This is a genomic window from Leuconostoc sp. UCMA20149 (assembly GCF_030400235.1).
GTDB lineage: Bacteria > Bacillota > Bacilli > Lactobacillales > Lactobacillaceae > Leuconostoc > Leuconostoc pseudomesenteroides.
Window position 1 is genome coordinate 33,301 of record NZ_VJYC01000007.1, and the last position, 13,567, is coordinate 46,867.

Here is a 13,567-nt window from a genome sequence, read left to right on the forward strand (position 1 = left end):
AAAAGGAGTTCAGGATGGTAGCTAAATTGGTGCTGGTACGTCACGGAGAATCAACGGCTAATCGTGATAATGAATTTACCGGTTGGACAGATGTACCACTAACTGCAAAAGGGAAAACTCAGGCACATCAAGTGGGTCAGGTTTTGTCGCGTTATCAATTGACATTGGATAATGTATATACTTCTTATTTACAGCGTGCAATTATTACAGCTTATATCATCATGGATGAAATGCAGCAGGCGTGGGTACCAATTAACAAAACTTGGCGTTTAAACGAACGCCACTATGGTGCCTTACGCGGATTGAACAAAGATAGTGCGCGTGAAAAATACGGTGTTAATCAGGTTGCTTTATGGCGGCGAAGCTATACGGCTATTCCGCCGTTATTAGAACAGGTCAATCCTAATCGCCGATATTCAGTAAATATCGAACCTCGTGGTGAAAGCTTGAAAATGGCTAGTGACCGCTTAATTCCATACTGGACTTCCAACATATTGCCAAAGCTTAAAGCTGGACAAAATGTTTTGATGGTAGCGCATGGCAGTACTTTGCGAGCGCTGATTAAATATATTGAAGACATTAGTGACGACGATATTGATGGTTTAGAAATTGGCAATGGCGAGCCAATATTGTATGAATATGATACGAATTTTAGTGAAAGGCATTATCTCAAATGAAAACAACGACATGGGAACGAATTAAAAAGTATACAGAACTACAAGGAACATCGGGACAAGAACACGAAATTAGAAAGGCGTTTCGAGCAGAATTGACACCATTGGTTGATGAAGTGGCACAGGAAGGTCTGGGGGGCATATACGGTGTTAAAAATGGTGATGGCCCGCGGGTTATGTTTGCAGCTCATTTAGATGAAGTCGGATTTATTGTAACTGAAATCCTACCTTCCGGTGCTTTAAAGGTTGCTGCTGTCGGTGGCTGGAATCCAGCAGTAATTAGTTCACAACGCTTTACGTTATTTACCAGCAAAGGACAATACCCAGTTGTTTCTAGTTCAGTATCACCACATCTATTGCGGGGTAGTGCTAATGGACCAAAATTGCCAACTGTTGATGATATTTTGTTTGATGCTGGCTTTGTTGACAACAATGAGGCGTTGGCATTTGGTGTGCGTCCCGGTGATTTTGTTGTACCACGTGTTGAGACGGTTATGGCTGCAAATCAGAAACGTGTGATGTCAAAGTCATGGGATAATCGCTTTGGTGTTGTGACGGTTTTGGAGGCCTTAGAAGACTTACAAAATGTTAAAACACCAAACACATTAATTATGGGCGCAGATGTACAAGAAGAAGTTGGCCTACGAGGCGCACATGGTGCGGTTAATTTAATGAAGCCAGACATTTTCTTTGCAATTGATTCTAGTGCTGCTGACGATGTAGCAGGTTCAACGGGCCATCAAGGTGTTCTAGATCAAGGTACTTTGTTGCGGGTATTTGATCCAACAGTGGTTATGCCACTACGCTTAAAAGAATTTTTGCTATCTACTGCTGAAGATCATCACATTCCTTATCAGTATTTTGTTTCCAAGGGCGGAACAGATGCGGCGGCTGCTCAGAGTGAATTAAATGGTGTACCTTCAGTTGCTTTGGGTGTTGCTTCACGATATATTCACACACATCAAACAGTATGGTCAATTAAAGATTTTGAGGCAGCCAAAGCATTTGTTATTGCGATAGCTCAAAGCTTGGATGACACTAACATGAAGACAATTATGGGCGATTGATGTTTAAAAAATTAAGACAATTAGATTATTGGATTGCTGTCCCATTTGGTATTTTGAGTGCGTTAGGTGTCGTGATGGTTTTTTCAGCGAGCCTAACTAACTCGGCAATGCTTAATTTTTATAAGCAATTAGTTTTTGTTATTATTGGCTGGATTGGTGCGTTTACATTATTTCATCTTAATCTTAATAATTGGCGCAGACCACAGTGGCTTAAAATACTGATGTATGGCATTATTGCATTACTTGTCATTGCCCGTATCATGCCAGCCGTCAATGGTGCGCATGGTTGGATTCCGCTAGGGTTTATGACATTGCAACCTGCTGAATTTTTGAAACTGATTTTAATTTTGTATTGTGCCCATATTCTGACACGAGTGCCTTGGCAGGCAGGGGTGAAAATTTCACGCCAACCACTTGCCCAAATGAAAATATGGGGGCCACCTGTGTTATCTTTGTTTTTGTTGTTGATTATGCCGGATAATGGTAATATGCTAATTGCGATTGGTATCGTTTTTGTAATGGTATTGGCGTCTGGTGTTTCAAGAAAAATAATGGTTATCTGGTTTATTGGCATCAGTGCACTATTTGCTTTGCTACAGCCCATTATTAACCTGGTTAATAAAGTATTTCACCTGACAGGTAGTACACATTATAGTATTTTACGTTTGATTAATTTTGTGAATCCTTGGGCTGATCCGGATCAGAGCCGGCAGCTTTTGTATGGTTATTATGCTATCGCTCATGGGGGATTATTTGGTGTGGGATTGGGCAATTCTCTTATTAAGCCTTACTTACCTGAGTCAAACACTGACTTTATTATGGCTGTGATGACTGAAGAATTAGGAGCTGTTGTAACCGTTATTGTATTGATGCTAATTCTAATTTTGGTAACGCGACTGATTCTTCTAGGTATTCGCCAGAAAAATCAGTATCAGCGGCTAATTTTGTATGGTGTGGCGATGTTGTTGTTTGTCCAAGCATTCGTCAACTTGGGCGGTGTGATTGGCGTTTTGCCAATCACAGGGGTGGTCTTTCCTTTCATTTCTGGTGGTGGATCATCTTATATTGCCTTTAGTGCAGCTATCGGGCTCACACTCAATATTGCTGCTCATCAGAAAAAAGCAGTTGACATCCATCCAAACGATGTAGTTGCTAGAAAGGATTATCAATGACATTTCAAATACAAGAGCGACGAGCCGTTTATGTCTATTTAAGTCATGTCCGTCATGCACAACAACTTAAAAAGTTTGGCCAAATTACATATATTTCGAGGAAAATGTCTTTGGTCGGACTTTATTTGAATGAAGAAAATGTTGGTGAAGTTGTCAGTAAGTTACAACAATACAAATTTGTGAAGCGTGTTGTTACCTCGCCGCGGCCAGATATTGACCCTGAATTAGGTGATATGCATGATGATATTTTCTTTGAAAATTATGACGAAGGGGGAATCACGGACGATGCACAGCCAGTCCGTGACTGATAAATTATGCGAGTCATTTCAGGTAATTTTCGTGGTACGCGTTTAGAGGCAGTTAGTGGTGATAAAACTAGACCCACAACAGACAAAGTTAAAGAGGCAATGTTTAGTATGTTGATGCCCTACCTAGATGAGGGGGAGGTGCTAGATTTGTATGGCGGTACTGGTGGATTAAGTATTGAAGCAGTTTCGCGTGGCATGACGCACGCAACATTAGTTGACCGCCAGTTTCAGGCCATCAAAGTCATGTCTGAAAACGTTAAAAAGACACACCATGAAAATCAATTCACAATTTTAAAAGCACCAGCTCAACAAGCGCTGTCAAAATTTGCTACAGAGAATAAACAATTTGATTTAGTTTTTTTGGATCCCCCCTATGCCAAGGAAACGATTGCTTCTGATATGTCAAAAATGGCTGAGATGGGTTTACTTAATACGGATGCCGTTATTTTGGCTGAAAGCAATGATGCGGCTAACTTGCCAGAAGCAGATAAAAAGTTTAGAATTATTCAGCAAAAGCATTATGGTATTACCGTCGTGACAATCTATCAATATGAGGGATAAGATATGAGTATTGCACTGTTTCCAGGTAGTTTTGATCCATTAACGAATGGACATTTGAACATCATTACACGGGCAAGTTATTTATTTGAAAAAGTGGTCGTAGGGGTTGGCAATAACACTAGTAAGTCAGCCTTGTTCACGCCAGCAGAAAAACAGGCCTTGATCACTGAGGCTGTCAGAGATTTACCCAATGTTGAAGTGGCTATTATGTCAGGATTGACGGTACAATTTATGGCTGAAATTGGTGCTAAATATATTGTCCGTGGTTTGCGTAATGGTAAAGATTTTGAGTATGAGCGTGACATTGCAGGGGTTAATAGTGCTTTAGCTGACGTTGAAACAGTGCTGTTGTTAGCCAAACCAGAAAACCAAAATATATCCAGCTCGATGGTCAAAGAGATTGGGAGTATGGGTGCCGAAAATATGGCAAAATTTGTGCCACCTGTTGTTGTGGCAGCTTTGAAGGAGCGACTGAATGCGCAAAAAGAATAAAATAATTGTTGCCGTCGTTTCTGTTCTAGTTTTAGCTGGGATTGTTGCTGGTGTGTGGCCATTGAACGGTTATATAGAGTCACCAGGTGAAGCAGATGATTTGTCTCGTTTTGTGACGATTGATGGTAAGAAAGATACAGCCAAAGGACAATACAGAATTACGTCAGTCTTCTTGACCCAAGCCAATGGTTTTAAATTTTTACAAACCAAAATTAATCCACATTTGTCATATGCGAGTGAAGCAGATGTGACGGGCGGTGAGTCTTCTGCTACTTTCAGTAAAGTTCAGGACTTTTATATGCAAAGTGCGATAGCTAATGCTGAACAGGTTGCCTTCAATAAGGCAAGTAAGCCCATTACTACTAAATACCGTGGTATATATGTGTTGAGCGTTTCAAAGACTTCGCATTTTAAAAAAACGATCAAAGTTGGTGACACGATTACGGCAATTGATGGTCACCATTATGAAAATTCAGATGGTTTTATTAAGTATTTGGCTAATAAGAAAAAAGGCACAACCGTCACGGTTTCATATACCCGTGATGGTAAAAGCGGTCAAGCAGAAGGCACTACGATTAAGCTGCCTGGCACCAAGACACCTGAATATCCTAACGGACGAGCCGGGATTGGTATTGTCTTAACTGACAATGTAGCTGTGACAACCACGCCTAAAGTGAGTGTTGATCCCGGTCAAATCGGTGGCCCATCTGGCGGTCTTATGTTCACACTACAAATTTATGATCAACTGACCGGCGATAAGTTGGCGAATGGACGTAACATTTCTGGTACTGGTACAATGAACGCTAATGGTTATGTCGGCGAAATTGGTGGTATTGATAAGAAAATTATGGCTGCTAAGGAAGCAGGATCAACTGTTTTCTTTGCACCATACATTAAACCTACTAAAGAATTGTTGAAATATGAAGAGCAGCACAAAACAAATTACATGTTAGCACGTGATACGGCCAAAAAGTATGCACCAAATCTAAAAGTTATTCCGGTTCAAACATTTGATGATGCTGTCAATTATCTTAAATCAGGTAAAATTATTAAAACCACTGACAGTACTAAATAAAGACTTAGTGTTCTTGGATATGCCAACTTCACTAAGCTTTTTTATTTTGATTTCGTACTATAAGTATGAGGTGAAAAATGTTAGATATATTTGAGGTAATTAAGACAAAAACAACCTTGGTTAAACCAATAGGTGTCGGTATTCTTATTATTGTAATCGGAACAGTTTATTTACTATGGCCAGGACACGAACAATCTGAGAAAGGTATTCAGAGTTTCAGTAGTACTCAGACATCTCAGTCAATACCGAAGTCTGAGAGCCAAGTAAAATCGACTAGCAAACAAACATCAGCAGTTATTATGGTAGATGTCAAAGGTGCAGTTAATAAACCAGGTGTTTATCAAGTTGATACATCTGATAGAGTCCAAAGTGCTATTTTAAAGGCTGGCGGGCAGCGCACTGAAGCGGATATGACCCAAGTGAATTTGGCACAGAGGTTAACTGATGGACAGGTCTTGTATGTTCCTATTAAGGGTGAGCAAGTACCAACAAATTTTGCCAATGAGACAGTGGCTTCAAGTCAAACCAAAACAACTATCAATCTTAATACTGCTACTAAAGAAGAACTTCAAAACTTGGAAGGAATTGGTGAAAAAAAAGCTGATCAGATTCTTGATTATCGTCAGGAACATGGTGGGTTTAAATCGATTGAAGAGCTTAAATCAATTTCTGGTATTGGTACAAAACGTTTTGAAGCAATTAAAGAGCAACTGGCAATCTAATGCAAAATGCAAAGTTGTTATTATTTTCGCTTTTAGTGGCGTCTCTTGGTGGCGTTATCTATAGACCATGTCTGTCAAGTTGGATAATGTTATTAGGTACGTTGATTCTAATATTATGGCAACGTCATTTACGTTTTTTTCTAATGGTTATTGTTTTAATAACGCCATTCATGATTTATTTTTTTCATGATGCTAGGAATTTGAAAAACCAAGCAGAGATACCCGACCAAAAAAATGTGCAATTAACAGGTGTGATTTTTCCGGATAACGTCAGCATTGACGGCGATAATTTGAGTTCGACTGCTACATTAGACAGTGGTGAGGCTGTTAAATTGTACTGGACGCTTCCTAATAAACAAAGCAAAGAAGAATGGCTCAAGCAAGATCATGTTTTGACGTTTAGCGCCACTGGTGATCTTACGCGCATTCGATCAGCCACAAACTTTAATCAATTTGATTCGCAAGAATTCTATGAAACGAAAAATATGACACACCAATTCACTGTGACGACTTGGCAGGTTGAAAATATGGTGTCACATGATATATTAAATGGCATACGATATCAGCTTCATGCTTGGCATAGTCGGGCAATACATGACACCGAGTCGCTACCTAAACCACTTCGCGAATATGCACAGGCCTTGATTTTGGGCGTGACACCACAAGCATTATATGGCGACAATCCTGGTGTACAGACATTAGGATTAATTCACTTGTTTAGTGTTTCTGGCTTTCACGTGTCCTTTTTAATCATGATGATAATGGCTTTAGCAAAACGACTATGGATTACTAAAGAAATTACGATTGTACTTTTATCAGGTCTTTTAATGATTTATTTTGTTTTTGCTGGGGAACCGGCGGTTTTGATCCGCGCCATTGTTGCTGGTGAACTAATATTATGGCAAGATTTACACCATCATAGATTTAAATCGTACGATATTTGGGCAATTAGTTTATTAATTAGTTTGATATTTTCACCGCAAATATTATTAACTTTGGGTGGACAACTGTCGTTTTTACTCACGTTCTGTTTATCTTTTGCAAAAAAATTATCTTTTTGGCGTACTAATCTTTTAATGAGTGTCATCAGTTTTCCATTAATTGTTCAACAGCAACTCACATGGCATATTTTACAAACAGTTGTGAATATTTTTGCTGTTCCTGTTTTTGGAACAATTATTGTGCCATTAGTCATGTTAGGATATTTTGGACAGCGTTTTCCAATAATTGTTGATAGTGCTAATGCAATCATTCATTTTTTTGCAGCATTGATCGATTGGTTGGCCGTTTTGCCTGGCAATATTGTTATTGGTAAAATACCGGAATTAAGTACAACCTTGCTAATTGTGTTTGGATTTTGCATGTTCTGTCGAGAAAAAATAATTGTTTCTCGTGCGCGACTAATTTGGCTCTTGTTATTGGCATCGACGATACTCATTATCAAGCGACCGCTCACGGGTGAATTTACGACATTTGATATTGGTCAAGGTGATGCAGCCTTAATTCGAACACCTCTTAATCATACAGTAACGGTTGTCGATACCGGGGGCCAAGTAACATTTGGGGAGAAACAATCTTGGCAAGTCAAACAATATGAAAGATCAAAAGGTGAGACTGTGATTGTTAATTATCTGCATAGTTTAGGAATTGATACGATTGATCATTTGATATTAACACATCATGATCAAGATCATATTGGGGATGCTAAAGAAATATTACGTCTTATGCACGTCAAAAAAATATTGATGCCCGCGGGTATGAGATCACAGCAAAGTTTTAAAGTCCAAATTTTACCTTATCTAAAGAAAACAGAAGTATTTGAGGTCACTGAATCAAACCAGGTGAATGATTTACCGTTGCACATATATCACCCGTTAACGGTTGGGCAAGCTGGCAATGAAGACTCAATCGCATTATATGGCGTTTTGGGTGGCATGAGAGTTTTGACAGCTGGGGATTTGGACCGGACAGGGGAGCGATTGCTTGCGGAAAGACATCCTGAAATGAGGGTTGATTTGGTCAAACTAGGACATCATGGCTCTAGAACATCTACCGATCCAATAACCTTTTCCAAATGGCGACCAAGTATTGGCATTATTTCTGCTGGTAGAAATAATCATTATCATCATCCACATCAGGAAACCTTAGAGACAGTTCAAAAAAACCAAATGTCGGTTTTTAATACGCAAATACATGGTATGATTAAATATGTTTATAGAGGTAAAAATGGATATTTTAAGGTGAAATTACCGCATGAATTTTAAGCAGTTACAACAACAAATTGATAATAATGCTATGGCAAATTTTTATGTTGTCACTGGTGAAGAAGAGATTCTGTTACGCAGGACAGTTGCTGCGTTTAAACAATTGGTAGCACTTGAAGATCGCGATATGAATTATTCACAATTTAATCTCGCTGACCAACCGCTTGATATGGTGATTAATGACGCGATGTCAGCCCCTTTTTTTGGTGAACGTCGCGTTATTGTAGTAAACAAACCACTGTTTTTAACGGCAACGGGCAAAATATCTGACCATGATAGTGATTTATTATTGCAACTCCTTGAAAAGCCGCTGTCTGAGAACATTGTTGTTTTTTTTGCAAATGATATTAAATTGGATAAACGAAAAAAACTAACAAAATTAGTACTGAAAATGTCTGAGGTAGTTGAATTACCATCCTTAGATGAACGGCAATCAAAACAAGCAATCGTGTCTGAATTGGCGCAACGTGATTACCAGATTACACCCGATGCGCTTAGTGAACTGGTCATGCGGACCAATGCACATTATTCGAACATGCAAAACGAATTACCTAAACTAATTGCGTATGCTAATAAAACTAAAATAATTGATTTAGAGGGAGTCATCAACCTTGTGCCAAATACTTTGACAGCAACGGCTTTTACATTGGTTGAGGCTGTCATAAAAAATCATTCAAAGGCAGCTGTAACAATATATCGTGAATTGATAGACAATAATGAAATTCCTTTGCGTATCAATGCTGTACTAATAGGACAATTTCGGCTATTATTGCAGGTCGCGGGTTTGTCTGGTAATGATGCAACAATTGCCTCACAACTCAAAGTACACCCTTATCGCGTCAAATTAGCAAAGCAAATCTTAAAAAATCACCAATTAACAACTATACGTTCCGGTTATTTAGGTATGCTAAATATGGAAAGACTCTTGAAGTCCACACAACAAGACCCAGAAATCTTGTTTGAACGTTTTGTGTTGAACTAAGCATAAAGATTGTACTAAATAAGCTGCAAGAACAAGTGTTCCCGTGATAAAATATAATCATGGCAGAATTCTTGACAACAATTGATAAACGTAAAATATTACATGTTGATTTAGATGCATTTTATGCGCAAATTGAAATGAGAGATCAGCCAGAATTACGTTCTAAGCCCTTAATTATTGCAAGGGATCCAACTCAAAATAACGGACATGGGGTGGTTGCTACTGCTAATTATGTTGCGCGTCAGCTGGGCATTCATTCTGCGATGAGTGCTTTTGAAGCAAAACGATTGGCACCCAATGGCATATTTCTCTCGCCAAACTTTCCCAAATATAAAGTTGTTTCCGCACAAATTCATGATATTTTTCGTCGGTTTACCACTAAAGTTGAACCTGTGGCTTTTGATGAGGCCTACTTGGATGTAACGGAAAATATTTTAAGTGGTGCAACTTTGGCTGCTGAAATAAGGCACCAGATATTAAAAGAAACACAACTAACGAGTTCTATTGGGGTTTCTCACAATAAGTTATTAGCCAAATTAGGATCAGAATATAATAAACCTAATGGCGTCACTGTGATTGATCATGAGAACCAACTTCAGTTTTTAGATTACTTACCAATAAGTGCTTTTCGCGGAGTCGGTAAAAAAACAAAAGAAAAGTTTGATGAATTGGGTATTGAAAATGGTTTAGATTTACGTCAGATGTCACAAGAAACACTCAAAACTGAGTTTGGCAAAATGGGCGAACGTTTGTATTGGCAAGCTCGCGGTGTTCATTTTGGTGCAGTTGAATGGCAAAGACAGCGACAGTCGATTGGTAAAGAAGAAACGTTTGACCATGCATTGCATGACAACAATGCCGTTCAAATTGAATTCAAAAAGCTAGTGAGTAGCTTAATTATGAGCTTGAAACGACAAAAACTGATTGGACGTACTTTAAATATCAAAATTAGGGATGATCAATTTAACACAATAACACGTGCGATTACACAAGATGCCCCTTGGCAATTGAATGAAGCGACACTGGTGATGGCTTCACAAGCAACGTTTGAAGATAATATTGGTACCGAATTTTCAGTGCGTTTGCTAGGCGTTTCAATGAGTAATCTACAATCTGCGACTTTTGAGGAAATGTCGCTATTTTAATGATACAATTGTAGGAAATAGTATTTGAGAAAGAATAGACATGGCACGTATTGAAGAGCAAATATTAGAACAAATTAAACGTTATGAAACCATTATTATCCATCGACATCAGCGACCTGATCCAGATGCCTTTGGCTCGCAATTAGGCCTAAAAGCGATACTGAAAGCTAGTTTTCCTGAAAAAAATATTTATGCTGTTGGGAAGCCTGTGCCAGGATTGGCTTGGATGAGTGAGACTGAGCCTTTTATGGACACAATTTCTGATGCAACCTATAATAAGGCTTTGGTGATCGTAACGGATACAGCAAATGCACCGCGAGTAGATGATCAGCGTTGGTCTAATGGTTTAGAAATTATCAAAATCGATCACCATCCAAATGATGATCAGTATGGCGATTGGCAATGGGTGAAAGAGGGTCATTCTGCTACAAGTACGATGATTTATGAGTTTTACGAGTTGCTGAAGGACCAAGGGCTTGTGATGACACAAGAGGCAGCCCGATTGCTGTATATTGGTATTGTTGGTGACACTGGTCGCTTTATGTACGGCATGGATTCTGAAACGTTCCGCGTTGTATCCGAGTTATTTAAATATCATTTTGACTATGAGACTGTTCATCATCACATGGAGACGATTTCCGAAAATGCGGCCAAGTTGTCTGGTTATGTATTACAAAATTTGACCATTTTGCCTTCAGGTTTCGCTTATATTGTCATGACCAAAGACTTGGTTAAAAAATTTAATTTGCAAGAGTCTGGAACAGCATTCGTTGTGCCACTGCCTTCAAAAATTGACTGTGTGAAAGCGTGGGCAATTTTTGAAGAACAAGATGAAGGTAATTTCCGTGTACGTTTACGGTCCAAAACCATTGTGATTAATCAAATTGCAAATCAATTTGATGGTGGTGGGCATCCAATGGCTTCGGGCGCATGGGCACAAGATAAGAATGATATTGCGCGACTAGTGAAAATTGTGGATAGTGCACTTATAGAAAAGTATGGTGTAGAAAAGGAAGATTGATGGCTGAAAAAGCAAACCAATTTGGACAATTTAATTTAAAACCCGAAATTATTACAGCATTAAGTGCGATTGGGTTTTATGAACCAACCCCAGTTCAGGCGAAGTTAATACCTGATATTTTGCAAGGACGTGATGTAGTTGGACAATCACAAACAGGTTCGGGTAAAACCCATACTTTTTTGATTCCAATTCTCAACGCATTGGAACAGAAAAAAAATTATGTTCAAGCTGTTATTACGACGCCTTCGCGTGAATTAGCAGCTCAAATTACACTTGCAACTAAATTATTTGCTGAACAGTTCAACCAGAATATTACTATTTCTGAATTTGTCGGTGGCACTGATAAGCAGCGACAAATCAAGCATTTAGAACATCAACAGCCACAAATTGTGATTGGTACACCTGGCCGTATTAAAGATTTGGTTGAATCAGGTGCTTTGAAATTACATGCAGTCCGTACATTAGTTGTGGATGAAGCCGACATGACGCTTGATATGGGATTTTTGAGTGAAGTTGATTATATTGCAGGCGCAATGCCAGAGACATTGCAAACACTTGTTTTTAGTGCGACAATGCCGGAAAAGCTCAAGCCATTTTTAAAGAAATACCTCGATAATCCGCATTTTGAAGCGATTCCAGTCTCGACAGTGATTGCTGATACAATCGATAATTGGTTATTAGCGACGAAATCAAAAGATAAAAATGATGTCTTATTACAGGTTCTCACGATAGGGAATCCCTATTTGGCATTAGTGTTTGCAAATACAAAAGAGCGTGCAAAGGAAATTGCAAGTTATTTGCGTGGTCACGGTTTGAAAATAGCTGAAATACATGGTGATATTGAGCCACGTGAACGCCGCCGTGTGATGAAAGCAATTCAAAACCTAGAATATCAGTACGTGGTAGCTACTGATTTGGCGGCTCGCGGTATTGATATTGAAGGGGTCTCTCATGTTATTAATGATGATATTCCAGATGAGCTAGAATTTTTTGTTCATCGCGTCGGCCGTACCGGGAGAAATGGATTGCCTGGCTTGGCGATTACACTATATGGTCCGGATGAAGAAGATGAAGTGGCTGAACTGGAGTCACTGGGCATTGATTTTAAAGCAAAACAAATTAAAGACAATGAAATTGTTGATGTGAAAGATCGTCGGGCTCGTAAGCAACGTGTTGCAACCACTAAGAAACTGGATCCAACCATGGTTGGTATGGTCAAGAAAAAGAAAAAAATAGTTAAACCTGGTTATAAAAGGCGCATAAAAAATGCAATCAAACGTCAAGATCAAATGGATCGGCGTATTGCGCAGCGTCAAGAAATGCGTGCAACACGTAAAGCAAATAAAAAACGTGGGGAAACACGTTAGACACAAAAAAGACATGACATTGAATAATGTCATGTCTTTTTTTGACTGGTCGTTAATTACTTAACGTACTTAGCTAGACGTGACTTTTCACGTGAAGCCTTGTTCTTCTTAATCAAACCTTTTGAGTAGGCGTGATCAATTGCTGAAGAAGCAGCCTTATATAATTCTGCCAAATTATCTGCTCCGGCAACTGAAGCTTTTTCAAACTTTTTAACAGCTGTACGGTAAGCACTGATTTGGGGTTCGTTACGATCATGTTGCTTTTTCGTAAGACGAACACGTTGAATTGCTGATTCAATAACAGGCATATGTCTTTTCTCCTTAAATTTGATACGAGGCTTTCAAGTAATCCGAAGATTAACGACGCAAGCCTAAGCGTTGGATTAATTCACGATAACGTTGAATATCAGTATTGCGGAGGTAACGTAATAAGTTACGACGGCTACCAATTTTCTTCATCAAACCACGTTGTGAGTGGAAATCATGTTTGTGAGCTGCCATGTGTACGTTCAACTCGTTAATATCAGCAGTCAAAACTGCGATTTGTACTTCCGCTGAACCTGTATCGCCTTCGTGGCGGGCATATTCCTTAATGATTTCGTTCTTACGTTCTTGTGTAAGGGCCATAATCATATCCACCTTTCTAAAATGTCACCAAAAACTGTGTAAAACGACGGTGAGACGTCAAACAAAGTATTTGGTCGTGTTGTTTATACA

15 protein-coding genes are annotated in these 13,567 nt (G+C 39.0%); 13 read left to right on the forward strand and 2 right to left on the reverse strand.

Annotated features, from left to right (window positions below):
• Positions 1-14: 14 nt before the first annotated feature.
• The 13 genes from FF105_RS06925 (at position 15) to FF105_RS06985 (ending at position 12,850) form a co-directional block, all read left to right on the forward strand.
• On the forward strand, positions 15-677 hold the full coding sequence (locus FF105_RS06925) for a 2,3-bisphosphoglycerate-dependent phosphoglycerate mutase (RefSeq protein ID WP_010275673.1): 663 nt from the start codon (positions 15-17) through the stop codon (positions 675-677).
• A complete protein-coding gene (gene pepA / locus FF105_RS06930; protein ID WP_010275678.1) occupies positions 674-1,741 on the forward strand; it encodes a glutamyl aminopeptidase in 1,068 nt (355 codons plus the stop codon). The genes FF105_RS06925 and pepA overlap by 4 nt, the downstream gene beginning before the upstream one ends.
• Positions 1,741-2,913 carry an FtsW/RodA/SpoVE family cell cycle protein gene (locus FF105_RS06935; protein ID WP_010275680.1) on the forward strand — a complete coding sequence of 391 codons (1,173 nt, stop codon included), beginning with the start codon at positions 1,741-1,743 and terminating at the stop codon, positions 2,911-2,913. The genes pepA and FF105_RS06935 overlap by 1 nt, the downstream gene beginning before the upstream one ends.
• Positions 2,910-3,221 carry a YlbG family protein gene (locus FF105_RS06940; protein ID WP_010275682.1) on the forward strand — a complete coding sequence of 104 codons (312 nt, stop codon included), beginning with the start codon at positions 2,910-2,912 and terminating at the stop codon, positions 3,219-3,221. The genes FF105_RS06935 and FF105_RS06940 overlap by 4 nt, the downstream gene beginning before the upstream one ends.
• Positions 3,222-3,227: 6 nt before the next feature.
• Complete coding sequence (gene rsmD / locus FF105_RS06945) at positions 3,228-3,782, forward strand: 16S rRNA (guanine(966)-N(2))-methyltransferase RsmD (RefSeq protein ID WP_010275685.1); 555 nt, start codon at positions 3,228-3,230, stop codon at positions 3,780-3,782.
• A gap of 3 nt (positions 3,783-3,785) precedes the next feature.
• Positions 3,786-4,274 (forward strand): pantetheine-phosphate adenylyltransferase, encoded by a 489-nt coding sequence (gene coaD / locus FF105_RS06950; RefSeq protein WP_010275689.1) that lies wholly within the window; start codon positions 3,786-3,788, stop codon positions 4,272-4,274.
• A complete protein-coding gene (locus FF105_RS06955; RefSeq protein ID WP_290046512.1) occupies positions 4,258-5,349 on the forward strand; it encodes a SepM family pheromone-processing serine protease in 1,092 nt (363 codons plus the stop codon). The genes coaD and FF105_RS06955 overlap by 17 nt, the downstream gene beginning before the upstream one ends.
• A 77-nt stretch (positions 5,350-5,426) precedes the next feature.
• Positions 5,427-6,071, forward strand: coding sequence for a helix-hairpin-helix domain-containing protein (locus FF105_RS06960; protein WP_010275695.1), 645 nt, complete (start codon positions 5,427-5,429; stop codon positions 6,069-6,071).
• Positions 6,071-8,335 (forward strand): DNA internalization-related competence protein ComEC/Rec2, encoded by a 2,265-nt coding sequence (locus tag FF105_RS06965; protein ID WP_147651933.1) that lies wholly within the window; start codon positions 6,071-6,073, stop codon positions 8,333-8,335. The genes FF105_RS06960 and FF105_RS06965 overlap by 1 nt, the downstream gene beginning before the upstream one ends.
• Positions 8,325-9,317, forward strand: coding sequence for a DNA polymerase III subunit delta (holA, locus tag FF105_RS06970; RefSeq protein WP_010275700.1), 993 nt, complete (start codon positions 8,325-8,327; stop codon positions 9,315-9,317). The genes FF105_RS06965 and holA overlap by 11 nt, the downstream gene beginning before the upstream one ends.
• Positions 9,318-9,376: 59 nt before the next feature.
• Positions 9,377-10,462 carry a DNA polymerase IV gene (dinB, locus tag FF105_RS06975; RefSeq protein ID WP_010275702.1) on the forward strand — a complete coding sequence of 362 codons (1,086 nt, stop codon included), beginning with the start codon at positions 9,377-9,379 and terminating at the stop codon, positions 10,460-10,462.
• 40 nt (positions 10,463-10,502) lie between these two features.
• Positions 10,503-11,483, forward strand: a complete 981-nt coding sequence (locus FF105_RS06980) for a DHH family phosphoesterase (RefSeq protein WP_010275705.1) — start codon at positions 10,503-10,505, stop codon at positions 11,481-11,483.
• Positions 11,483-12,850: a DEAD/DEAH box helicase gene (locus FF105_RS06985; protein WP_010275708.1), complete on the forward strand. Its 1,368-nt coding sequence runs from the start codon at positions 11,483-11,485 to the stop codon at positions 12,848-12,850. The genes FF105_RS06980 and FF105_RS06985 overlap by 1 nt, the downstream gene beginning before the upstream one ends.
• 56 nt (positions 12,851-12,906) lie before the next feature.
• On the opposite strand, the gene rpsT is transcribed toward FF105_RS06985, so the two are convergent.
• Together rpsT and rpsO are read right to left on the reverse strand one after the other, a co-directional pair.
• Positions 12,907-13,158, reverse strand: coding sequence for a 30S ribosomal protein S20 (gene rpsT / locus FF105_RS06990; RefSeq protein WP_004910538.1), 252 nt, complete (start codon positions 13,156-13,158; stop codon positions 12,907-12,909).
• 49 nt (positions 13,159-13,207) lie between these two features.
• On the reverse strand, positions 13,208-13,477 hold the full coding sequence (gene rpsO / locus FF105_RS06995) for a 30S ribosomal protein S15 (protein ID WP_004902545.1): 270 nt from the start codon (positions 13,475-13,477) through the stop codon (positions 13,208-13,210).
• Between the last annotated feature and the right edge of the window lie 90 nt (positions 13,478-13,567).